Below are 23,904 nucleotides of genomic sequence, written 5' to 3'. Positions count from 1 at the left end.
ACAAAAACTAAAATTATGAGTAAATATGATGTTGCAGTTATAGGTTCTGGCCCCGGAGGCTATGTGGCCGCTATACGCTGCGCACAACTGGGAATGAAAACTGCTATCATAGAAAAATATTCAACTTTGGGAGGAACCTGTCTTAACGTAGGGTGTATTCCAAGTAAAGCATTGTTGGATTCTTCTCACCATTACCACGATGCTGTAAAACATTTCGAAGAGCACGGGATAGATATTCCGGGAGAGGTAAAAGTAAACCTTGAGAAAATGATGGAGCGTAAATCTTCAGTGGTAAGTCAAACTTGTGATGGGGTGAAGTTCCTGATGGATAAAAATAAAATAGATGTTTTTGAAGGTGTAGGTTCTTTTAAGGATAAAACCCATATCAATATTACAAAAAACGATGGGGAAACCGAAACCATTGAGGCGGCTAAAACCATTATTGCCACAGGTTCAAAACCGGCTAACCTCCCTTTTATCGAGCTGGATAAAGAACGAGTGATTACTTCTACTGAAGCTTTAAAATTAAAAGAAATTCCTAAACACATGGTCGTGATTGGCGGTGGTGTAATTGGTTTGGAACTAGGCCAGGTTTACCGTCGTTTGGGAGCCGAGGTTACCGTAGTAGAGTTTTTAGATAGAATTATTCCTACTATGGATGCTGCGCTTTCAAAAGAGCTTCAAAAGGTGCTTAAAAAGCAAGGTGTAAAATTCCATACGTCTACTAAGGTGAAATCGGTAGAGCGTAAGGGAGACGAGATTATTATAAAGGCAGATGATAAAAAGGATAAGGAAATTGAAATAAAAGCAGATTACTGCCTTGTTTCTGTTGGACGTAAGCCTTTTACCGACGGATTAAATGCTGATGCTGCCGGAGTAAAAATAGATGATAAAGGCAGAATTGAAGTAAACGAACATTTGCAAACCAATGTAGATAATATCTATGCTATTGGCGATGTGGTAAAAGGTGCGATGCTGGCCCATAAGGCCGAAGAGGAAGGAACTTTTGTTGCTGAAAATATTGCGGGACAAAAACCACATATTGATTACAATTTAATTCCGGGTGTTGTTTATACCTGGCCTGAAGTTGCCGCAGTAGGAAAAACCGAAGAACAACTTAAGGAAGAAGGTGTGAAGTATAAGGAAGGAAAATTCCCAATGCGCGCCCTTGGACGTTCCAGGGCAAGTGGCGATACAGACGGATTTGTGAAAATTCTTGCCGATGAAAAAACCGATGAGGTTTTAGGCGTACATATGATTGGTGCACGTACCGCCGATCTTATTGCCGAGGCTGTTACCGCAATGGAATACAGGGCCTCTGCTGAGGATATTGCCAGAATGAGCCACGCACATCCAACCTATGCTGAAGCCGTTAAGGAAGCTGCTCTTGCCGCTACCGAAAATCGAGCGCTTCATGTGTAAGTAGTTTTTAATAGTTATATAAAAACGGCTGTTTGATTTTTTCAAACAGCCGTTTTCTATTTTATCCTCTGAGATTTAAACAACCCTTTAGGCTAGAAATCTCATTCTGAACTCGTTTCAGGGTCTAAGCTTAGTAGACCTCCTAACTTTTAATATGAATTAGGTAAAATAAAAGTAGCTTTTAAATGAGAATCTACACTTCCAATTTTTTTAATTCTTTATAGTTATTATTTAATCTTCGCAGTAGAATTCCATAAATAACCCGGTAAAATAGCCATATTAATCCAAGAAACACAACAAGTCCTCCAATCATTATTGCGGCAAACATGAGCCATTGTAAAGGAGTAAAACTGTACTTTTCGATATCTTCTACTGTAGTGCTTGAAATATGATAATCCATCATAAAATAGGTATAGATTAAAGCAACTAATGCTGTAGAAATCAAAATATAACCTATATAGTACTTTACGGTTTTTCTGGTTCGTAAAATATTTTTCATTAACTGAGCTGCATTATCTGTAGAAGATATTTTTCGGTAGTTTTTATAGAAGCAAAAAATAAAGAAAAAAGTAATGCCGTAATTAATTACATAGGTGGCTACGGTAAATTCTTTTAGATGAATACGCTCCATTTCCTCCCAATATTCATGGTCTGCCATAAAAACCGTAATAAGTGCCCAGAATAAAAATTCAATAATACTAATTACAAAAATCCATTTTACTATAGAAGAAGATCGCTTCCATAGCATTTGGTATATTTGGTTATAGGAAAGATGGGGTAAGCTGCTTTCCCGTTTTTTCCAGTCTTTTTTTAATAAATCCAATCCATCCATTATTCACTACGGATTTAAAATGTTCTTTAATTTTGTTTTTACCCTATTCATCTTCACTCTTGCATTTACTTCAGTAATACCAAGGGTTTCAGAAATGTCCCTGTAATTTTTATCTTCCAGATATAAAAAAACAAGTGCCTTTTCAATATCATTTAATTCCTGAATTGCGGCATACATTACTTTTAACTGTTGCTCGGTTTCATCGTCATATTCTTCTGCTTTAATCTTAAAATCTACCGTATCAAAATCTTGTGTAGGTATACTTCTTTTTTTCTTTCGGTATAACGTAATAGCAGTGTTAAGTGCCACCCGGTACATCCACGTACTAAATTTTGCTTCGCCCCTAAATTTTGGGTAAGCTTTCCAGAGCTGAATGGTTATTTCCTGAAAAAGATCGTTATGCGCATCTTGATTATTCGTATAAATACGGCAAATTTTATGTGCAATATTCTGGTGCCTTTCCAGGTTGGTTACAAATTGATGTTCTAATTCCTTGTTCACAATAATTGGTTAGCAACTTATATGTAGCGCAAGTACCTGCAATGTTACAAAAAAGTATAAATTCGCGTTAATGAGACTTTATTTTTTCCACTAAAGAACCAGAAAACTTAAATTTGAAGGCACTACCGCGATAATTGTGGTATTTTATAATCTCTAATTATTGGAGAAAAACCAAGTTTTATGAATATTCCAAGAACAAATTTACCTCGAGTCGTTATTATTGGTGGCGGTTTTGCAGGAATGGCCATGGTAAGAAAATTGATAGGCGAGGACGTACAAACTGTAATTCTAGATCGGCATAATTACCATACATTTCAACCTTTGCTTTATCAGGTTTCTACCTCCGGTTTAGAGCCAGATTCTATTGCGTACCCGATGCGTAAAATTACACGAAACAGCAAGAAATGCCTTTTTAGGATGGCTGAAGTAAAATCTATAAATCCTGAAAAAAGCCTTATTGAAACTTCTATTGGAGATTTAATTTACGATTACCTGATAATCGCAACGGGATCTAAGACCAATTTCTTTGGAAATGAAAGTATTGAGAAAAACGGAATGTGGATGAAAACGGTTCCACAGGCCCTAAATATTCGTAGTTTGATCCTGGAGAATTTGGAACAGGCGGTAATTACCGATGATCCTGAATTAAGAAAAGCACTGCTAAATTTTGTGCTAGTGGGTGCCGGACCAACCGGGGTAGAATTAAGCGGTGCCATAGCCGAACTTAAAAACCATATTGTCCCTAACGATTATCCCGATATTAATCCTAATGAAATGAATATTCATCTTTTAGAGGGACTGGACAGGGTTTTACCCCCAATGAGCGAAAAATCTTCTAAGAAAGCTCATAAGTTTTTGGAAGAACTCGGTGTGAAAGTTCATTTAAATACTATGGTAAAGGAATATGATGGGCATTTGGTAACCACCAATACCGATCTTAAATTAAAAACAGAGACTTTTATTTGGGCAGCCGGGGTAACAGGGGCACCGGTTAAAGGTTTAAAGGCCGGGGCATTGGTAGAAAAGGCCAATAGATATGAGGTGAACGCTTTTAATCAAATTAAAGGATACGAAAATATTTTTGCCATAGGTGATATTGCTTTAATGCAAACCAAAGATTATCCAAAGGGTCACCCAATGGTTGCTCAGCCGGCAATTCAGCAGGGAAAACACCTGGCCGCTAATATTATGAATATTGTGAATGGTAAAACCCTGGAACCTTTTAAATATAAAGATAAAGGGACTATGGCCACGGTAGGAAGAAATAAGGCGGTAGTAGATTTAGATAAAGGTTCTTTTGGCGGCTTTATGGCTTGGTTTATCTGGATGTTTGTGCACCTTTGGTTTCTTATTGGCTTTAGAAATCGTTTGGTGACTTTCTTTAACTGGCTCTATAATTATTGGAATTATGATAAAGCGGCCCGACTAATTATTAGGCCTTTTAAAGGCTATGAAAAACAAATGAAATTAGATAAAGAAGAGATATAAATAGAAAAAAGAGAAAGAGACTGTTTGAGAATTTTTTAAGAACGTCATCCTGAATTTATTTCAGAGCCTGCCCCGATTCTTTATCGGGGATCTAATATGATGATAATTAAAGAACATGTTAGAAGCTGAAACAAGTTCAGCTTGACAAGAATAAACTTTTTCAAACAATCTCTTTTACTTAGTCTGACTTTCCTTAATTTACTTTATTCCGAAAGCTTATTAATTGGCTTTTTCAATTATCTCATTTTCTTAATTTCTTTATTGTAATCTTCAGCAAGGGAAAGCTTTTGGTTATCGGTTAGCGCTTTTCCGGCCATTTGAAAAACTTCCTGTTCTTCTTCATCTAAATGATGAATTACCTTATGCTCCAATTCTTTTGCTTTTTTAAGCCAGTTGGAAGCATCCATCTCTGTGTCTTCCAGTTGTTCTATAAGCTCATCCATCTCGTGATGTTCAGCTACACTGTGTCTGGCTTTTTCCTGGGTAAGGTCTTTTTTTATTAAAGGAATATAAAAATGCCTTTCTTCGGCATCTGCATGAATCTTTAACTCGTGTTTTAATTGTTCAAAAATCTTTTTACGCTCTTGGGTATCGCCGTGGGTTTCTACTAACTTGGCAACAAGATGTCGCTGTATTTCATGCTCCTGTCGTAAAGCTTCAAAAATATTCATAATTTAGGTATTGGTTGAAGTCCTAAATTATTGATTTATATGTTAAGAAATATGTAAACCATGTTTTTTGATTAACAGTTTAAATCGATTCTAAAGAAATGACAGTTCAGGTTCGTTTTTTTACAATTCAGAAATAATAATTAGTAGTATAAATTGCTTTAACCCATTTTAGTGTTCTAATTTAAAAATAGATGAAGTTTATTCTGAAAATATTAAAAATAAGTCTTGGGGTTGCGGTATTTATTATCTGTTTAGAATTAATTTTTGGCGGTTTTGAATTCGAGAAATTCCGGAATTTAGAAATCTGGTTTATCTTCTTTACATACAGCTTTATACTCACTTTAATTAACGGACTTTACTTTTGGTGGTTTGGTGAAAAAATAACCTGGGAAAAAGCCACTTTAAAAAAAGTCCTGTTTGGAGCATTTGGGTCTATTATTATAACCTTAATAGGCTATTTCTTTTGCCGGGTTTTGCATTACGTGGTTTATAACGGAATCCCATTACAGGAGTTTTGGACAAATGAGAGAATAAATAATTACCTGTTTCCGCTACTTTTTACCACCATTATTTCCCTGTTTTTCCATCTTATATATTTCTATAAGGCTTTACAGGAAAAAAAGGTTAAAGAACAGAAAATTATTGCCGGGGCTGCTTCAGCAAAATTTGATGCACTTAAAAATCAATTAGATCCGCATTTTTTATTCAATAGTCTCAATGTGCTGGCTTCACTTATAGATGAAAATCCAGATCAGGCGCAACGATTTACAACCGGCTTGTCTAAAATTTATCGATATGTCCTGGAGCAAAAAAATAAAGAGTTAGTGAGTCTCGAGGAAGAATTAAAATTTGCCAGTACGTATATGAAATTATTGAAAATGCGTTTCGAAAACAGCATTGAATTTGAAATACCCGAAGAAATCTCCAATGAAGAAGCCAAGGTGGTGCCTCTTTCCCTTCAGCTACTATTGGAAAATACCATTAAGCATAATATTGTAAGTGAAAACCGCCCTCTGAAAATAAGAATTTATGAACAAGACGAATTTCTTATAGTCGAGAACAATTATCAGAAGAAAGAAATATTGAGTAATAGAAAAGGCGTGGGTCTACAAAATATTGTAAATAGGTACAATGAAATTACGCAAAGAAAAGTATTAATAAATCAAACTGAAGAAATTTTTAGGGTAAAAATTCCTGTGTTAACCAAACAAATATCAATTATGGAAACAAACGAAATCAATAAGGAAAATGCTTATTTTAAAGCAAAACAAAGAGTAAAAGAGATGAAAGAATTTTATGGGAATTTGATCTCTTATTGCGTGGTAATCCCATTTTTAATTTTTATAAATTATAGCACATACTGGGGCTTCCAATGGTTCTGGTTTCCGTTATTTGGATGGGGGATTGGGCTAACAATTCATGGGTTCTCTGTATTTGGATATGGTTCAGAGTGGGAAGAGCGCAAGATTCAGGAAATAATGGATAAAGATAAACTAAAAACAAAATCCTGGGAATAATGAAAACTAATTATAAAGAGAATTTTAGTTATAAGTCAGCTCAAAAAAGGGTAAAGGACATTAAAGGCTTTTGTGTTCATCTCATAATTTATCTGTTCGTAAATATCGCCATTTTTGTTGTCACCACTCTGGATGAAGGATTTATAAGTGGCTTATCTAATTTATCAAATTATAGCACCATCTTCTTTTGGGGGATAGGATTGTTTGCTCATTGGGCCAGTGTTTTCGGACCTAATTTTATTTTTGGAAAGAAATGGGAAGAACGGAAAGTAAGGGAATACATGGAAAAAGAAGAAAAGCAGCGTTGGGAGTAATGAAAATAGTAATTGTAGAAGACGAAAAACCTGCTGCCCGGCGTTTGCAAAGAATGCTAAATAAAATCGGTTTAGAAGTAAACGTGATGTTGCATTCGGTGAATGAAGGAATTGCCTGGTTTAATGAAAATACTGCACCAGACCTGGTTTTCTTAGATATTCAATTAAGTGATGGCATCTCTTTTGAAATTTTTGAAGAAGTAACAATAAATAGTGCCGTTATTTTTACCACAGCCTATGATGAATATGCACTAAAAGCCTTTAAACTGAACAGCGTAGATTATTTGTTGAAGCCTATAGATGAGGAAGAATTGACCAATGCTGTAACCAAGTTTAGAGAAAATTATCTGCAAAATTCACCAAAAATAGATTTTGATGCTTTCAAGAAAATCCTGGAAACAGGAACAAAGCCAGATTATAAATCTCGTTTTACGATTCAGGTGGGCCAGCATTTAAAGATTATAAATACCGAAGATATTTGTTGTTTTTATTCAGAAAATAAGACTTCTTACCTAACTACTAATACCGGAAGGAATTACCCGGTAGAACTCTCGCTAGAAAATCTGGAAAACGAACTAGATCCTGAAAATTTCTTTAGAATTAATAGAAAATCTATCGTTAATATTAACTGTATAGAAGATATTATTAGCTATACCAATAGTCGATTAGAGATTAAGCTGAAAACTTTTAAAGAGTTTCAACTAATCGTAAGCAGGGAGCGTGTGCGAGATTTTAAAAACTGGATTTCTTAAATAACAGTGTTAAAATCTAAGTAAACAAAACCCAAAGCTGTGTTTTTACGTATATATCTTTAGACAGTGGGGTAATTCAAATCTAATTTGCTACTAGCCCCGGTTTTCTTGAATTTTTTTTGGTTGGTTAAGTAAGGGTTTGCTGTATGATTTACAGCAGGCCTTTATTTTTTATGAATTAGAATTAAGAGATACTGGCTTTTTGTTTATCAATGTTCTATTTCTAGAAAGTGTTTCTAGTTTAGTTTTCACTAAGGGCTCAGTCTCCTTTTTAATAAATAATAAGATGTTTGTTTATGGAGCGGCTACGGTACCTAAAACATATAGCTGATCCATAGTTGGAGTCTCACTACCACCTTCAGGTTCTAAAGTAATTCCAAAGGCTTCAGACTGGTTTTGGTTTTCAAGACTAAAAACTTTATTGTCATCGGCTTTAAAATCTGCCAGTAAACCTATACTGGTAGGGGTAAGTGGTTGCATGGTGAGGGACCATACCTGGTAAACTTTTCCTCTTGGTGGTTCAGGAAGGTCTTTTGCATCTATATAAGCGGTATTATCACGGGTGTTCCAGTATACTGAGGCATAAGCTTCCGGAGCTACTTCCTGCCCCCTTAATGGGATGTGCTGTACATTTTTATCCCTAATAATTGCCAGTAATTCCTCAGCATCTTTTGCATTCTCCCTGGCATTGGCAATTTGCTCTTCCATTTGCACATTTCTGGCTTGTGCTGTACGTAATTCTTCTCTTAAATTATTGGTACGGTTAAAGAAGGTAAAAAGTCCTATAAGTAATAATAAACTAGCTGCCCAACCGGAATAGGTAATCCAACTTATGGTTTTAACCGGTCTTTCAGGAGTAGTTTTTGCAGGTGTTCCGGTTAATTTATCTTTTATACTGGTAATTAAATGTTCTGCATTATTAGGTGCAGTAGCAGCCGATAAATTGAGTAGAGCTTTTTCAATCTCCTCTACTTCGGTTTTAACTTCCGGGTATTTTTTAAGCACACGGCTTACCTCCCGACTTTCTTTTTCAGAAAGCGCGCCATAAACATAGAGTTCCAGGATTCCAGATGATATGTACTTTTTAATATCCATTACTTAATAACCATTGCTCTTAACTTATCGATACAAATTCTATTACGGGTTTTTACCGTACCCAGTGGCATATCTAATTCTTCTGAAGTTTCTTTTTGTGTATATCCCTTAAAAAAAAGATAATCTATTAATTTCTTACAAACCGGTTTTAAAGCTTTAACATACTTTTTTAGGCCTATAGCATCTACTGCTTCAGAGAAATTTGTTTTTGCCTCTAATATATCTACGAAATTATCAGACGTAAGGTTTTGTTGATTGTTCTTAAAACTTTTAGACCTTATCTTATCTATGGCAGCATTTCGGGCAATATTAAGAATCCAGGTGAAAAACCGGCCTTTATTAGAATTATAGCTTGGGGCTTTGTCCCAAATTTTTAAGAATACATCCTGTAGTACTTCTTCAGCTATGCTCTCATCCCTAACTATACTATAAATAATACCATAGGTGCTTTCTGAATACAAATGATAAATACGTTCAAAGGCACGCTGGTTACCGTTTTGAAGTTCTAGAATTAAAGCATCTTGTTGCATAAAGTAGTATGTGGCTTGCCCAGTAAAAGTATGTAAATCTCTCGCCTCAAAAAAATAAAAAGCGGCATTTTGCCGCTTTTTATTAAAATTATGTAAAAAAGATTACATTTTTATAACTCCACATCCAACTCTGGTTCCAGCAGCTCCAGAAGGTTGAGAAGTAAAATCGTCTACACCATCGTGTACAATAATCGCTTTTCCAACAATATTTTTGTTATCGTCTTCACAACCTATACACCATTCATCGGTTGTCATACTAATAGTTCCTTCACCATTGGCATCAACTTCAAAGTTTCCTATATCGCCTTTGTGGTAGCCCTCGGCATCACCCCATTTCCCGTGTTTTTCATTGGTTGGGTTCCAGTGGCCCCCGGCAGAGGTTCCATCTTCAGCAGAGCAATCTGCTTTTTGGTGAATGTGTATTGCGTGCTTTCCTTCAGCCAAACCTGTAATGGTCGCTTCCATAGTAACTTCACCATTTTCTTGAGTGAAAGTTACTTCTCCACCTAGATCACTTCCACTTTTAGGCTCTAAAGGCACGGTAATCTCTTTAATTTCTTCTTCTTTTTCCATGCTATCCATTTCAGAATTCATTTCTGTTTCGGCAGCATTTTCTGTTTCATTTTCTTTCTTTTCGTTTTTACAACCTATAATAAATAAAGAGGCGCAAAATACTAATGATAAACTTATTCGTTTCATAATCTATGATTGGTTTTAGATTTAACAATGCTAAATTAATTTTATCGCATGGTATAGCCAAAAGATTTAAGGATAGGTTAACAACCCTTAGCCTGGTTTAGATCAATTTGGTTTTTATAGTTGTGGTTGAAGTAAGACTTTTATGCACGGGGCAACGGTCTGCAATTTCCAGTAAACGCTCTTTTTGTTTTTTGTCTAAATCTCCATAGAGCTTAATCTCTCTTCTAAAAGTATCGATTTTGGTATTGCTTTTTTCACAATTTTCGCAGTCTTTTTGATGTTCCCTTGAGTAATACACGTGGGTTTCTACATCGTCAAGAGGCCATTTTTTTCTCTTAGCATACATTTGAAGCGTCATGGAGGAACAGGCAGCCAGACCTGAAGATAAAAATTGATAGGGGGTAGGGCCATAATCTTTCCCTCCAGAGCTTATAGGTTCATCTGCCAAAAAGCTATGATTTCCTGCTTTCATTCTTGTGGTAAAAGCATCTTCTTTTTCTAAGCCCGCTACAACATCGGCATTAGATTCTGGAATTTCTTTATTCGGAATGCTTAAATACCTTGAAGCCCAGGTGGCGATTACATTACCGGCATAAGTTGCGTCTTCCTTATTACTTAAAAGATGTTCAGCCCCATCCAAAGAAACAAAACTTTTTGGATGTCTTGCTGCTATATATAATTCTTCGGCATTTTTAATGCCTACAATCTTATCTTGCGGCGAATGCATAATTAAAAGCGATTTTTTAAGCTTGTTTAGATAAGAGGTTAATTCATGTTTATCAATATCTTCTAAAAATTGTTTTTTAAGGTTAAAGCTTCTTCCGCCAATATTCACTGTTGCGTTGCCATTTCTTTCAATCTCTTCTACACTGTCTTCTATTAGATGTTGAACATGCGCGGTGGTAGAGGGAGCGCCAATAGTAGTTACTGCTTTAACCGATTGTAAGTCTTTTGCAGCAAATAATACTGCGGCACCACCAAGGGAGTGCCCAATTAAAAGGCCGGGTGCTTTAAATTCCTGCTCTAAATAGGCAGCAGCCGCAAGTAAATCCTGTATGTTTCCTGAAAAATTACTATTTGCAAAATCGCCCTTGCTTTCACCCAGTCCGGTAAAATCAAACCTTAGGACGCCATAACCGTTTTGTGCGAGGGTTCTACTTATATTTTTAGCCGCAAAGAAATTTTTATTGCAGGTAAAACAATGAGCAAAAAGAACAAAATTATGAGGATCCTGGTCTATTGGTAGTTCTAGATAGCCCGATAAATCATTACCCTGGTTGTTTTTAAAATTTACTTTTTCGGTTCTCATTACTTTATTTTTTACTTCATAAGCTTTAAGTATCAAGACCTCGAGACATGTCTTGAAACCTAAAAATCTTTTTATGGGCACCGCCAAAGGGTGCAATAATCCGAGGCCTGCCTCGAAATTAAAAATTTGTTTCCAACGAATGTCGCGTGGGCTTACCCCAAGGTAGTTTACTTAAAAATTTGTAGGTTTCCCAACAGGTTTCTTGATAATTTACAAATTGTTTAGTACAAGTACTAAAATAAAAAAGAGGCTGTCTGAAGAGTATATTTTCGTCAAGCTGAAATTAATTCAGGATGACGGTTTTAAAATCTTTTCAAACAGCCCCAATTATAAAACAGGAATCAGGTTAATCTAATTCTCTAATTTTAATATTTCTAAACCACACTTTGTCTCCGTGGTCCTGAAGAGCAATATGGCCTTCTTTGGTTTTTCCAAAGTGTTCCCAATCTTTAAACTTAGAGTTTGCTACCAGTTTATCCCATTCTTCACCATGAACAGGGAATTCTGTAATTAGCGTACCATTTAAACGAACCGAACCTTTATTGGTTTTATGGTTAATTTTTATAACAGTTTTGTTCCATTCTCCGGCATTACGTGATTTATCTTCACTGGGTGGCATCATATCATAAAGAGCTCCGGCCTGCCTTATGGGACCGTTTTTGGCATCAGGATGCAGTTTATTGTCTAAAATTTGAATTTCAGGACCGGTTAAATAAGGTTCAGAAAACTCCTCACTTTCCTGAACGCCCCACATAATCCCGCTGTTTCCTGCTTCTGAAATTTTCCATTCTAATGAGAGTTCAAAATTGGCATATGAGTTTTTAGAAATAAGGTTTTCTGTGCTTTCTCTTTTTCCCTCTGCCGGGGTGAAAGCGATAGCCCCATCTTTTACCTGCCACTGGTCTGATATTGAATCGGCATTAAAAGCTTTCCAACTTTCAAGGTTTTCGCCATTAAACAAATGGGTCCAATTATCTTCATTATTTGCCATGGCGGTAGTATCTACAGTTTTATCGGCTTCCTGTGTTTTTTCATCTTTTTTATCAGATTTACAGGAGGTAGATAATATGGCTAAGGTTCCTAAAATTAAAATATTTTTCTTCATTGGTTTTTGGTTTTTTGCTCAATAATAGAGATTTATCCGAATAATTTTCAGGACTCCGAGGCTTGGCTCGAAATCAAATAAAATCATTTATTGCTTCGTTAGTTTTCCAAAAGGCAACTTATTTAAGAGAATTACAACTCTTCTTAATTTATATTTGAAATAATATAGGGTTTATTTTATAAATTTAGTTAATTCCTAAGATTCGTTTTAATTTCTCTTCATCAACTTCGCTGCCTGCGAAATCGTCAAATTTCTTTTGGGTAGCTTCAATAATATGACTTTTAATAAAAGGCGCACCTTCACGCGCACCCTGTTCTGGCGATTTAATGCAGCATTCCCATTCAAGAACCGCCCAAACATCACAGCCATATTCGGTTAATTTAGAAAATATAGTTTTAAAATCTACCTGGCCATCTCCCGGATGTCTGTATCTTCCCGCACGGTCTATCCAGTCACCATAGCCACCAAACGAACCTTTTTTTCCGGTAGGGTTAAATTCGGCATCTTTTACATGAAACATTTTTATGAATTCGTGATAATGATCTATATACGAAATATAATCTAGTTGTTGTAGCACAAAATGACTGGGATCATACAGTAAATTTACCCTTTTGTGATTATTTGTGGCTTCAAGGAAACGCTCAAAAGTTACCCCATCATGCAAATCTTCACCCGGGTGAATTTCGTAACAAAGATCAACTCCCTGTTCATCAAATTCATTTAAAATAGGCAACCATCGTTTTGCGAGTTCCTGAAACCCCATTTCAACCAGGCCTTCAGGTCTTTGTGGCCAGGGGTGCGCGGTATGCCAAAGCAGTGAACCGCTAAAAGTTCCGTGCACATCTAAATCAAAATTCCTGCTGGCACGAGCTGCGCTTTTTAATTGTTCTACGGCCCACTGGGTTCTTGCCTTTGGATTGCCTTTAACTTCATTTGGAGCGAAATTATCGAACATAGTATCATAAGCTGAATGTACCGCTACAAGTTGGCCCTGTAAATGAGTACAAAGCTCGGTAACTTCTAGACCATAAGAAGCTACTTTTCCTTTAATCTCCTGGCAATACTCTTTGCTTTCACCGGCTTTCTTTAAATCTATTAGAGCCGATTCCCAGGTGGGGATTTGTATTCCTTTGTATCCTAAATCTGCAGCCCATTTACATAAACCATCCAAACTATTGAATGGCGCTTTCGAATCCATAAATTGTGCTAAATAAACCGCAGGTCCTTTTACTGTTTTCATCTCTTTATAATTCTGAACCCAAAGTGGGAATTTTTACAGGTTTAAATTACTTACCTGTATATTACTTATTTTATGTCCAGCATTATGCTGGTTCATCTAACTAAAATTTTATGAGTCTAATTTCACCCAAACGTTCCCTTTATTATGGGAGTCTACTACTTTTTCAATGAAATTCATTCCGCGTACTCCATCTTTCATCGTAGGGAACTCTGCCGGATGATATTTTTCGCCATTAATAGCTTTTGCTACTCCTTTGTAGATATTACCCATAGAATCGAAAATGCCTTCGGGATGTCCCGGAGGTAATTTTGTTCCGTCTAGCGAAAGTGCTGAATTATACTCGTGCCCGGGTTTTAAAACTTTTATTGGTTGCCCATCTTCCAATTTATAGAGGTAATTTGGGTTTTCCTGTTCCCATTTTAAGCTGGCTTTTTTTCCGTAGATTTTTACGGCAAAATTATTCTCTTCCCCGGTTGCAATTTGGCTGGATCTTAGTACTCCTTTTACATAATCTGAAAAGCGAAGCAGCACAGTACCATCTACATCCATTTTATTATCTGAATACACATAGTTTAAATCGGCTAAAAGTTCTTTTACCTCAAGCCCCGAAACGTATTCAATCATATCAAAGGCGTGTGTTCCAATATCACCAATACAACAGCTTATACCACCTTTTTCGGGATCGAGCCTCCAAATACTGTTTCTTTGATCCTTATCATGAATTATAGGGTTTATCCAACCCTGGTAATATTGTACATCTATTTTTTGAACCTCTCCAATCTCGCCTGCGGCAATCATTTCTTTCATCTGGCGAATCATTGGATAACCTGTGTAGGTATAGGTGACCGCGAAAATAGTTTTCGATTTATTGAGGGTTTCTTCAAGAATTTTAGCTTCTTCAAAAGTAGTGGTCATTGGTTTTTCACAAATCACGTGAAATCCATTTTCCAAAAGCTGCTTGGCCATAGGGAAGTGCAGGAAATTTGGCGTTAGAATAGAGACCACTTTTATACGCTCATCTTCCGGTAGTTTTGTTTCTTCTGTAATTAAATGATCCAGGTCTTTATAAACCTTATCGGTTCCAATCCCCAATTCCTTCGCAAACTTTTTGCTTTCGTCTAACTCAGGATTGAAAACGCCTCCTACAAACTCAAATTTATCAAACATAGAAGAGGCTACCCGGTGTAAAATTCCGATAAGGGAATCACCACCACCGCCTAAAACTCCTAATTTTATTTTTTTACCCATACTATTCTATTCTTTTACTGTGTTATATTTCAATATCTTTTTTTTCTATTTTTTCATTTTTGAAGAAAATAGCAAATATTATCATTACTACAAAAGCAAATCCTGCGGGAACTACCCATATTTGTTGCCAGTCGTGACTACCATCGGCGTTTAGATAAAAATCACTTATTTGTCCTGCTACCCAAAAACCAATTAACATACCTACACCATAAGTAGCCAGGGTAATCAAGCCCTGCGCAGCACTTTTAATTTTTGGCCCGGCTTTGGAATCGGTATAGATTTGCCCGGAAACAAAGAAAAAGTCGTAACAAATACCGTGGAGTGCAATTCCTATAATTAGCATAAAAGTAAGTTCTCCGGCATCGCCATAAGCGAATAGTAAATAACGTACCACCCAGGCTAACATTCCGGCAAGTAAAGTAATTTTGAATCCGTATTTCTTAAAAAAGAAAGGCAATAACAAAAGAAATAAGGCTTCAGAAATTTGGCCAATAGACATCATAAAAGTTGGATCTTCCATACCAACTTCTGAAAGGAATGGGTTGGCATTTTGGTAATAAAAGGCCAATGGGATACAAATTAAAACCGATGAAATAAAAAACATCAAAAAGTTTTTTCCTTTAAGTAGAGCAAGTGCTTCCAGGCCTAAAATATCAGATAACGTAACTTTTTCCCCTTTACTGCTGGGAGGGGTTTTAGGCAGTGTAAAGCTAAATAAGCCTAAAATAGCAGAAGCAACTGCAGCCATTAAAAAGGTATATTTTAGCATTCCTTCTTCGCGGGCTATAGCAGAGTCCCAGCCAAATACAAGACTAATTACCACTCCCGAAATAATCCATCCAAGGGTTCCAAAAACCCTAATTCCGGAAAATTGTTTGGAAGGGTCTGTCATTTGGTAAAAGGATATAGAATTTACCAAAGCCAGGGTAGGCATATAAATAATCATATAACCTAATACAAAGGGATAGAAATTAGTAAAATCTTCAGATTGGAACATCATATAAAGCAAAACTGCACCTGCAAGATGAAGGAAGCCCAAAATACGTTCGGCATTAAAAAAGCGGTCGGCGATTAATCCAATTATAAAGGGAGCTATAATGGCCCCCCATGATTGTGTAGAAAAAGCCATACCTGTTTGTGCACCGGTAGCACTTAAATTTTGTCCTAAAAATGTTCCTAAGGTTACAAACCATCCGCCCCAAATAAAAAATTCGAGGAACATCATGGTTGAAAGTTGAATTCTGGTTAAAATTTTCATTATCTCCGGTTACTTCTATTGATTATTTAGTTTACTTCCAACTTCTATTAAAAGCTCTTTGGTGGCTTTAATACCTTCTTCTGGAGATAAATTTTGACCTTCATATTCTACACCAATAAATCCGGTGTATCCTGCGTCATATACAGTTTTAAGTATTCTTTCATAATCCAGCGTGGTTTCTTCGCCTTGTTCATTAAAATCGTAAGATTTTGCACTTACGGCTAAAGCGTGAGGCATCATTTCTTCTATACCCTGGTATTTGGGGTATTCTTCAACGCAAGAGGCGTCCCAACGCTCACCACCTTTTCTTTTAAGGCAGAAATTTCCAAAATCAGGTAGTGTCCCACAATTTTCCATATTAACATCTTCAATAACTTCTACTAATAGTGCAGCATTGGAGGATAGGTAACCGTGGTTTTCAACTAAAATGTTAACATTTTTTTCTGCTGCATATTCACTAAGGGCTTTTAATCCTTTAGTTGCAGCGGTTTTCCATTCTTCCGGTTCGTCGGTACCAAAAAGGTTTACCCTAATTGACTCGGCTCCCAGGTAATTAGCGGCATCAACCCATTTTTTATGATTTTCAACTGCTTTTTCACGTTCGTTTTGGTCTGGACTGGCCAATTCGCCTTCACCATCAACCATTATTAATACGTTTTCTACATTAAATTCTTCACTTTTTACTTTTAGAGTATCTAAGACCTGTTGCAAAGCTTCTTCAGGATTTTCGGCATCTTTAATCTTTTGCGCATAAAAACTACTCACATATTCAATACCTTCAAAACCCAATTCATTTGCTTTTTCAGCAAAATCCATAGGGTCTAAATCGCCTGCAAAAATAGGTTTGTTAAGAGACCATTGTGCTAGAGAAAGTTTAAAAAAAGGTTCTTTAGTTACTTCTGAACTAGCTTCGGTGGTTGCCGTACTTTCTTTTTGTGATTTTTGATCTTTACAGGAAGAAATTCCGAGGAATAATAAAAACATAAGGGAAATTGAAAAAAAATTGGTTGAGGTAATTTTCATAAGATAAGTTTAAGTGTTACGAAATGTAATTTTACTGATATTTTTGGAATCTTAAAAGTATACTTTTTTTTAAAGAAGTAAAATTATAAGCATAAATTTATATATTTGGAAGGATTCGATTAACTAAATTATTAATTAACTACAGGAGAGTGAGCAATTATTATGAAAATGACACTTATGATGCAATAGTCGTAGGTACCGGAATTAGCGGTGGTTGGGCCGCGAAAGAGCTTAGTGAAAAAGGATTTAAAACCCTGGTGTTGGAAAGGGGGCGTATGGTAAAACATATTGAAGATTATCCTACAATGAACGATGATCCCTGGGATTATAAGCATAAAGGACAGTTAACAAGGGAGGAAAAGAAACGCCAGGAGAAGCAATCCCGTACAGGTTACACTACCAATAAAGCCAGTGCACATTGGTTCGTAGATGATATTAAGCACCCTTATAATGAAACTAAAAGATTCGATTGGATGCGTGGTTACCACGTGGGAGGTAGGTCTATTATGTGGGGAAGACATAGTTATCGTTTAAGCGATTTAGATTTTACTGCGAATAAAACTGATGGTCACGGAGTAGATTGGCCCATTCGATATAAAGATATTGCACCCTGGTATGACTATGTAGAGTCTTATATAGGGGTAAGTGGTGAAAATCTTGGTTTAAGTCAGTTGCCAGATGGAAAGTTTCTTCCACAAATGCCACTTAATTGCGTAGAGGACCACCTTAGAAAAAGTATGTCAGAGAATTTTAGTGATGGTAGGGTGTTAACAGCAGGGCGTGTTGCACATCTTACAGGTAATAAGGAATTTGAAGGTCGTTCTAATTGTCAATTCCGAAATCGTTGTATTAGAGGTTGTCCTTATGGCGGGTATTTTAGTAGTAATTCATCTACTTTGCCGGCAGCCGAGCGTTCGGGCAATATGACATTGAGACCAAACTCTATAGTTAGCGAAGTCCTGTACGATGCCGATAAAAAACGTGCTACAGGAGTTAAAGTTATAGATACCGAAACTAAGGAAGAAATTGAATATAAAGCGAATGTGATTTTTCTTTGTGCTTCTGCTATTGCCTCCACAAGTATTCTAATGCAATCAAAATCAGATAGGTTTGAGAATGGTATGGGGAACGATAGTGGGGAATTAGGCCATAACTTAATGGATCATCACTTTCGCGCCGGAGCTTCAGGAAAGTATGATGGTTTTGAAGATCAATATTATAAAGGCCGAAAACCAAACGGCATTTACTTACCGCGATTTAGAAACTTAAAAGCCGGAGATAATCTTGATTTTAAACGAGGATATGGTTACCAGGGAGGTGCCGGTAGGGGAGACTGGAGCCAAAGCATTGCTGAAGCCTCTTATGGCAAAGAGTTGAAAGAAGCCATTGTAAAACCCGGAGGTTGGACTATGGGATTAATGGGCTTTGGGGAGACTTTGCCTTATCATGAAAATAAAATGACCCTGGATTATAACAAAACAGACGAATGGGGCCTTCCTACTGTAACTTTTGATGCCGAGTTTAAAGAAAATGAACTTAAAATGAGAAAGGATATGGTAAACCAGGCTGTTGAGATGCTTGAGAAAGGTGGATTTAGGGATGTTAGGCCTTATGATTATTTAGGAGCACCTGGTCTTGGAATACACGAAATGGGGACAGCCAGAATGGGAAGAGATCCTAAAACATCGGTTTTAAACGCTAATAACCAAATACATGCCGTTCCAAATGTATATGTTACCGATGGATCTTTTATGACCTCTGCCGGTTGCCAAAACCCATCATTAACTTATATGGCGATGACCGCAAGAGCGGCAGACCATGCTTCAAAGAACTTTAAAACATCTAACGCTTAATTTTAGGATTATGAACAGAAGACAGGCATTAAAAAACATAGGACTTGGAGCCGGAGCTATAGTTGTTGGCCCTGCAACATTAAATCTTTTGCAAAGTTGTAAAGGTGAATCCGGTTCTAATTGGGAACCCGTTTTTCTAAGCGTTTCTAATGGTTTTGCTTTAAAACAAATATTGGAGGTTATTATACCTAGAACAGATACACCAGGAGCAGAAGACCTAAACATTGCTGAGTTTATAGATTCTTATATGCAGGAAGTAGCTTCTGAAGAACGCCAGAAGAATTTTAAAGAATCTGCCGATGCTTTTTCCAGAGCTTTTAAAAGTCAGTTTAATAAAGAAGAAAGTGAAGGCAGTTTAGAAGAATATGAACAAATTGTGGCCAAATATTTAAAAGCTACGCAAGCAGAGAGGGATGAGATAGCAAAACGAAATACCGAGACCCAGGATCCACAGGATAAAGATCTGGAAATTACGTTAGATGCCGATGCCGGTTCTCTTGCCTATTTGCAAGAAGTACGTAATATGGGAATATGGGCTTATAAAACCAGTGAAGAAATTGGTGAGAATGTAATGTGGTACGATCCCATTCCGGGGGAATATATTCCTTGCGGTCCGATTGAGGACTTAGGTGGCGGAAAGGCCATGTCTCTTTAAGTTTAGGAAGCTAAGTATATAAAAAAATGCCCTCGCAATAATTTTTGTTGAGGGCTTTTTTATAATGTTTGGCTAATTGCGTTCAACCCATAATTGAGACTTGATGCTTCAGGGTTTGCCTCGAAATCAAATAGTATTTAATCCCTTTTAGCTTGACACGAGGTAATTAACATATTCCCTTTTTTGAAGCAACGTTGAGAAGCTATATAAATGTTTGTTTAAATAGTGGTACAGATTGTTTCACGATGTTTTTAGGTCATTATTGACAGTTTTTCAGGAGAAATTCTGACATAAATTTCTTCTTCTTCACCAATATATTCACCATCAATTTGAAATGAAACCGGATTTTTACAATAGACTCGTGCTTCTTTTAAAGGAATTATCTCTACAAATTCAGAATTCACTTCGGTTTCGTTACGTAGAGTTTTTAAGATTTCAAGCATATTGAAATTCTTAAACAAAAGAAGCTCAAAGACACCATCATCAATTTTTCCTTTAGGATTTACATTGGCACCGGTGCCATATTTTTTTGCATTGGCAAAAGCCAGTAAGATTCCTTCTTTGGTAAAACTTTTATCTTCCATTTGAATCTCAAATTCAAATGGATATTTACTATACAATAGGGTGGGGATAGACTGAAGAAGATATCCCATTTTTCCCCTAATTCGAGATTTTTGATAATTTTTTATCAACTCCGCATTTATTCCCAGGTCTCCCATGTGCAAACATAGCTCGCCATTAATCTCCAATACATCCATTTTGGTTACCGTGTTTCCAAAGGCAATATTTAGTTGTTCTTGTAGATCATTTGGAATACCTAAATTAAGGGCAAGCCCATTAGCTGAACCGGCCGGTATTATGGCAATAGGTGTTTTGTGCGGTAATAATGCTTCGGCTACCAGCTTTATAGTTCCATCGCCACCGGCAATTAGAATCCTATCAAAGGTCTCTGAGGCGACCAAATTTTTAATTTTCTTTTGATCATTCTCACCGGTTGTCTGGTAAACTTCTAGCTTTGCATTTAATTTACTAACCTCCGACTCAATTTTTTGATTGATATTTCTTTTATTAATCCCTCCCGAAATGGGATTTACAATCAGTAAAACCTTATCTATTTCTTTCATATAGCTTCAAATATGTTCTTAAAATTAATTATTTTGGAATTAGAAAAATTCAATAAAATTCTAAAATTTTGAAATTAGATCTAAAACTTTATCGCGGTTACGTAAATGACCAGGAGCTTAATGTATATGGACATTTATTTAAATCGTGGGCGCCAGATAAGTATAAGATGGATAGGCGCGGACTTAAACATGCGGTGGCCATTATTCATATGTTTCGCATTAGTCCTTTAGAAAATAAAGAGATCACTTTAAGGTTTAGAGATATTGAGGTTACTACTAAAACTTTAAAAGATGGCTATTTTAGGTTTTCCATTCCATTTTCTGAAGATTTAAAAAGTGGTTGGCACGAATATGAGGTGAGCTGTAATATTAAAAATTTTGGGATGATAGAAAAAGGTGAGTTTTTAAAACCTCATCCTTCTAAATATGGTATTATTTCAGATATAGACGACACATTCTTAATCTCCCATAGCAACAGTGTTTTTAAGAAACTTTACGTCATGTTGTCCAAGAATATCAATAAACGTCGGACATTTGACGATGTGGTAGAACATTACAAACAATTAAGCCGGGCAGGCCAGGATTTAGAACATGCTTCCAATAGTTTTTTCTATGTTTCCAGTAGCGAGTGGAATTTATATGAATTTGTTAATGAGTTCGCTAAAATGCACGAACTACCCAAAGCGGTCATAAAACTCAAAAAGATTAAAACTGGGATTTCAGATTTTTTATTTACCGGGCGGGGAAGCCACGATCATAAATTTGAAAAAATAAAAGATATTATATCTTTTTATCCTAATATTCCCTATGTTCTACTAGGCGATGACTCTCAGAAAGATGCCGATATTTATGAGCGTATTTGTAAAATTTTTCCGCAGAGCTTAAAAGCGGTTTATATTAGGCAAACGGGTAGAAAGAAAAAACCTAATATCACTGAAATTCTTAGAAACATTGAAAGTCTGGGGGTTAGCATTTGTTACTTTAAACATAGCCATAAAGCTATAGAACATTCGCGTAGAGAAGGGATTATTTAATTTTTTTGAACCCTATATTTGCTAAAACCTAGGTATTATATAATTTGAAATTGCAATAATTGAAAGTACAGGACTATATACAATCTCGCACAAAACTGGCTGGCAAAAGCATACAAAACACAATCTCGCTTTTAGAAGCCGATGCCACCATTCCGTTTATTTCTCGTTATCGGAAAGAGGCCACAGGAAATTTAGATGAAACTGAAATAGAAAAGATTTCTCAACTGCTTAGTACTTTTAAGGAATTGGAAACCCGAAAAAATGCCATCCTTAAATCTATAAAAGAACAGGAGGCATTGACCGAGGCTTTGGCCGATAAAATAAATAAGGCCACAACCTTAGCTGAAGTTGAAGACCTTTATTTACCATACAAAAAGAAACGAAAAACCAAAGCAGATACTGCCAGGGAAGCCGGTTTAGAACCACTGGCTAAAATGTTAATGGCCCAGAACTCACCGAATATAGAGAGATCTGCACAACAATTTATTTCCGGAACAATAAAAAGTAAATCTGAAGCATTCGTCGGTGCCGGGCATATTATTGCCGAATGGATTAATGAGAATACTTATGTGAGAAATTCTCTTAGGAGGTTGTATACCCAAAAGGCCTTGCTAAGTACAAAATGGGTAAAAAAGGAGGAAGAACATCTTGAGGCCCCAAAATTTACACAATTTGAGAAATGGGAAGAACCACTTAAAAGAATCCCTTCCCATAGATTTTTAGCGATATATCGTGCCGAAAAATTAGGGATTATTAAGCTTAAAGTTGAAGTCGATAAATTTGATGCTTTAGCCATAATTGAAAAGGCAGTAATTAAAAATAAGGGCTTTTCGGGAGTAAAGTACTTAAAGAATGCAGCAGAAGATGCTTTTACGAGATTGCTTAAAAAATCTTTTGCAACCGAATTTCTTAATGATGCAAAAGAAAAAGCCGATGAAGATGCGATTGCTGTTTTTGCGTCCAACCTCGAGCAATTATTAATGGAAGCACCTTTGGGAAGCAAACGAATTCTGGCTATAGATCCCGGTTTTAGATCTGGTTGCAAAATTGTTTGTTTAGATGAGCAAGGAAATTTACTCTACAATGAAGCCATATTTCCCCACCCGCCACAAAAGAAAATCGATGCTGCTTCAGCGAAAATTAAAAGCCTGGTAAATGCGTATAAAATTCAAGCTATTGCTATAGGGAACGGTACCGCTGCGAGGGAAACCGAACAGTTTATTAAAAATGTTTACTTACCTAAAGAAGTATTGGTTTTTACGGTAAATGAAGCTGGCGCATCGGTATATTCGGCTTCTAAAATAGCCAGGGAAGAATTTCCTAATTATGATGTTACTGTTCGTGGCGCTGTTTCTATTGGCAGAAGATTGAGTGATCCGCTTGCTGAATTGGTTAAAATTGACCCTAAAGCTATTGGGGTAGGGCAATACCAACATGAGGTAGATCAAACAAAACTTAAGGAAAAGCTGGACGTAGTGGTTAAGCGTTGCGTAAATAAAATAGGCGTAAACTTAAATACTGCAAGTAAAGAATTATTGTCTTATGTTTCTGGAATTGGCCCGGGGCTGGCTCAAAACATCCTGGATTACAGAAAAGAAAATAAACGTTTTACAAGCAGAAAAGAATTGCTAAAAGTGCCACGCCTGGGAGAAAAAGCCTTTGAACAATCTGCCGGATTTTTACGAATTAAAAATGCTAAAAACCCTTTAGATAATTCCGCCGTGCATCCAGAAAGTTATTTTGTGGTAGAAAAAATGGCGAAAAATAATGCCTTGAAGCCGGAAGAACTAATAGGAAATACTGAAGTTCTTGAAAAAATAAAACCGGAAGATTATATTTCTGAAAATATTGGATTACTAAGTTTAAAAGATATTCTGGGAGAATTAAAAAAACCTGGAGCCGATCCCAGGGCAAAGAAAAAAGCCTTTAGTTTTGATCCTTCTATAAAAACCATTGCCGATCTAAAGCCGGGTATGAAATTGCCGGGAATAGTAAATAATATAACCAATTTTGGCTGCTTTGTAGATATTGGAATCAAAGAAAGCGGACTCATCCATATTTCAAAACTTGCCAATGAATTTATAAGTGATGTAAATTCGGTGGTTAAACTCAACCAGGAACTGGAAGTGACTGTACTTTCTGTAGATGAAGAAAAAAAGAGGGTTCAACTTTCTTTAATAGATTAAAAAAGACCCTGGAATAATTTTAATTTCAGAGTCTTTTTAACCGTTTTT

Annotated in this window: 22 protein-coding genes; 9 read left to right on the top strand and 13 right to left on the bottom strand. The window is 36.3% G+C overall.

Features of this window, described 5'->3' with window-relative positions; all coding sequences use genetic code 11:
• The first annotated feature begins 15 nt into the window (after positions 1-15).
• A complete protein-coding gene (lpdA, locus tag I6U50_RS11095) occupies positions 16-1,422 on the top strand; it encodes a dihydrolipoyl dehydrogenase (protein ID WP_198638880.1) in 1,407 nt (468 codons plus the stop codon).
• A gap of 193 nt (positions 1,423-1,615) precedes the next feature.
• Here the strand turns inward: lpdA and I6U50_RS11090 are convergent, their stop codons facing one another.
• Both I6U50_RS11090 and I6U50_RS11085 read right to left on the bottom strand, forming a co-directional pair.
• Positions 1,616-2,254 (bottom strand): hypothetical protein, encoded by a 639-nt coding sequence (locus I6U50_RS11090; protein ID WP_198638879.1) that lies wholly within the window; start codon positions 2,252-2,254, stop codon positions 1,616-1,618.
• A gap of 6 nt (positions 2,255-2,260) precedes the next feature.
• On the bottom strand, positions 2,261-2,755 hold the full coding sequence (locus I6U50_RS11085; protein ID WP_193710781.1) for an RNA polymerase sigma factor: 495 nt from the start codon (positions 2,753-2,755) through the stop codon (positions 2,261-2,263).
• A 180-nt stretch (positions 2,756-2,935) separates the two neighbouring features.
• Between I6U50_RS11085 and I6U50_RS11080 the strand changes: the two genes are divergently transcribed.
• Positions 2,936-4,243, top strand: coding sequence for an NAD(P)/FAD-dependent oxidoreductase (locus I6U50_RS11080; protein WP_198638878.1), 1,308 nt, complete (start codon positions 2,936-2,938; stop codon positions 4,241-4,243).
• 236 nt (positions 4,244-4,479) lie between these two features.
• Here the strand turns inward: I6U50_RS11080 and I6U50_RS11075 are convergent, their stop codons facing one another.
• Complete coding sequence (locus I6U50_RS11075; protein ID WP_198638877.1) at positions 4,480-4,914, bottom strand: hemerythrin domain-containing protein; 435 nt, start codon at positions 4,912-4,914, stop codon at positions 4,480-4,482.
• A 191-nt stretch (positions 4,915-5,105) separates the two neighbouring features.
• Here I6U50_RS11075 and I6U50_RS11070 point away from each other — a divergent pair, with 191 nt between their 5' ends.
• The 3 genes from I6U50_RS11070 to I6U50_RS11060 are packed head-to-tail and all read left to right on the top strand — an operon-like array spanning position 5,106 to position 7,497.
• Positions 5,106-6,431 (top strand): 2TM domain-containing protein, encoded by a 1,326-nt coding sequence (locus I6U50_RS11070; RefSeq protein ID WP_198638876.1) that lies wholly within the window; start codon positions 5,106-5,108, stop codon positions 6,429-6,431.
• The gene (locus tag I6U50_RS11065; protein WP_198638875.1) at positions 6,431-6,745 is read left to right on the top strand and encodes a 2TM domain-containing protein; all 315 of its coding nucleotides are present in this window, start codon (positions 6,431-6,433) and stop codon (positions 6,743-6,745) included. The genes I6U50_RS11070 and I6U50_RS11065 overlap by 1 nt, the downstream gene beginning before the upstream one ends.
• Positions 6,745-7,497, top strand: a complete 753-nt coding sequence (locus tag I6U50_RS11060; protein WP_198638874.1) for a LytR/AlgR family response regulator transcription factor — start codon at positions 6,745-6,747, stop codon at positions 7,495-7,497. Before I6U50_RS11065 ends, I6U50_RS11060 begins: the two co-directional genes overlap by 1 nt.
• A 294-nt stretch (positions 7,498-7,791) precedes the next feature.
• On the opposite strand, the gene I6U50_RS11055 is transcribed toward I6U50_RS11060, so the two are convergent.
• From I6U50_RS11055 to I6U50_RS11015, 9 genes are all read right to left on the bottom strand, one after another.
• Positions 7,792-8,592, bottom strand: a complete 801-nt coding sequence (locus I6U50_RS11055) for an anti-sigma factor (protein WP_198638873.1) — start codon at positions 8,590-8,592, stop codon at positions 7,792-7,794.
• On the bottom strand, positions 8,592-9,122 hold the full coding sequence (locus I6U50_RS11050) for an RNA polymerase sigma factor (RefSeq protein ID WP_193710788.1): 531 nt from the start codon (positions 9,120-9,122) through the stop codon (positions 8,592-8,594). The genes I6U50_RS11055 and I6U50_RS11050 overlap by 1 nt, the downstream gene beginning before the upstream one ends.
• Before the next feature lie 102 nt (positions 9,123-9,224).
• Positions 9,225-9,821 carry a superoxide dismutase family protein gene (locus I6U50_RS11045; RefSeq protein ID WP_198638872.1) on the bottom strand — a complete coding sequence of 199 codons (597 nt, stop codon included), beginning with the start codon at positions 9,819-9,821 and terminating at the stop codon, positions 9,225-9,227.
• Positions 9,822-9,918: 97 nt separating this feature from the next.
• Positions 9,919-11,130 carry a bifunctional alpha/beta hydrolase/OsmC family protein gene (locus I6U50_RS11040; protein ID WP_198638871.1) on the bottom strand — a complete coding sequence of 404 codons (1,212 nt, stop codon included), beginning with the start codon at positions 11,128-11,130 and terminating at the stop codon, positions 9,919-9,921.
• A gap of 346 nt (positions 11,131-11,476) precedes the next feature.
• On the bottom strand, positions 11,477-12,235 hold the full coding sequence (locus I6U50_RS11035; RefSeq protein ID WP_193710791.1) for a 3-keto-disaccharide hydrolase: 759 nt from the start codon (positions 12,233-12,235) through the stop codon (positions 11,477-11,479).
• A 184-nt stretch (positions 12,236-12,419) separates the two neighbouring features.
• A complete protein-coding gene (locus I6U50_RS11030; protein WP_193710792.1) occupies positions 12,420-13,475 on the bottom strand; it encodes a sugar phosphate isomerase/epimerase family protein in 1,056 nt (351 codons plus the stop codon).
• A gap of 108 nt (positions 13,476-13,583) precedes the next feature.
• Entirely contained in the window at positions 13,584-14,723 is a 1,140-nt protein-coding gene (locus I6U50_RS11025; RefSeq protein ID WP_198638870.1) for a Gfo/Idh/MocA family protein, read from the bottom strand.
• Between the two features lie 22 nt (positions 14,724-14,745).
• Positions 14,746-15,981, bottom strand: a complete 1,236-nt coding sequence (locus I6U50_RS11020; RefSeq protein WP_198638869.1) for a nucleoside permease — start codon at positions 15,979-15,981, stop codon at positions 14,746-14,748.
• Between the two features lie 15 nt (positions 15,982-15,996).
• Positions 15,997-17,004 (bottom strand): sugar phosphate isomerase/epimerase family protein, encoded by a 1,008-nt coding sequence (locus I6U50_RS11015; protein WP_198638868.1) that lies wholly within the window; start codon positions 17,002-17,004, stop codon positions 15,997-15,999.
• A gap of 149 nt (positions 17,005-17,153) precedes the next feature.
• On the opposite strand from I6U50_RS11015, the gene I6U50_RS11010 reads away from it, so the two are divergent.
• Both I6U50_RS11010 and I6U50_RS11005 read left to right on the top strand, forming a co-directional pair.
• On the top strand, positions 17,154-18,857 hold the full coding sequence (locus I6U50_RS11010; protein WP_198628564.1) for a GMC oxidoreductase: 1,704 nt from the start codon (positions 17,154-17,156) through the stop codon (positions 18,855-18,857).
• Positions 18,858-18,867: 10 nt separating this feature from the next.
• On the top strand, positions 18,868-19,512 hold the full coding sequence (locus tag I6U50_RS11005; RefSeq protein ID WP_198638867.1) for a gluconate 2-dehydrogenase subunit 3 family protein: 645 nt from the start codon (positions 18,868-18,870) through the stop codon (positions 19,510-19,512).
• A 251-nt stretch (positions 19,513-19,763) separates the two neighbouring features.
• Here I6U50_RS11005 and I6U50_RS11000 read toward each other — a convergent pair whose 3' ends face one another.
• Positions 19,764-20,636 carry a diacylglycerol/lipid kinase family protein gene (locus I6U50_RS11000; protein WP_198638866.1) on the bottom strand — a complete coding sequence of 291 codons (873 nt, stop codon included), beginning with the start codon at positions 20,634-20,636 and terminating at the stop codon, positions 19,764-19,766.
• A gap of 68 nt (positions 20,637-20,704) precedes the next feature.
• Between I6U50_RS11000 and I6U50_RS10995 the strand changes: the two genes are divergently transcribed.
• Entirely contained in the window at positions 20,705-21,670 is a 966-nt protein-coding gene (locus tag I6U50_RS10995) for an App1 family protein (protein WP_198638865.1), read from the top strand.
• A 59-nt stretch (positions 21,671-21,729) separates the two neighbouring features.
• Complete coding sequence (locus I6U50_RS10990; protein ID WP_198638864.1) at positions 21,730-23,856, top strand: Tex family protein; 2,127 nt, start codon at positions 21,730-21,732, stop codon at positions 23,854-23,856.
• The last annotated feature ends 48 nt before the right edge of the window (positions 23,857-23,904 follow it).

The sequence above is a fragment of the Salegentibacter maritimus genome (assembly GCF_016236975.1).
In the GTDB taxonomy this organism is placed as follows: Bacteria; Bacteroidota; Bacteroidia; order Flavobacteriales; family Flavobacteriaceae; genus Salegentibacter; species Salegentibacter maritimus.
The sequence above is the reverse complement of the archived record's forward strand: the minus strand, read 5'-3'. Positions and strand labels throughout refer to the sequence as shown.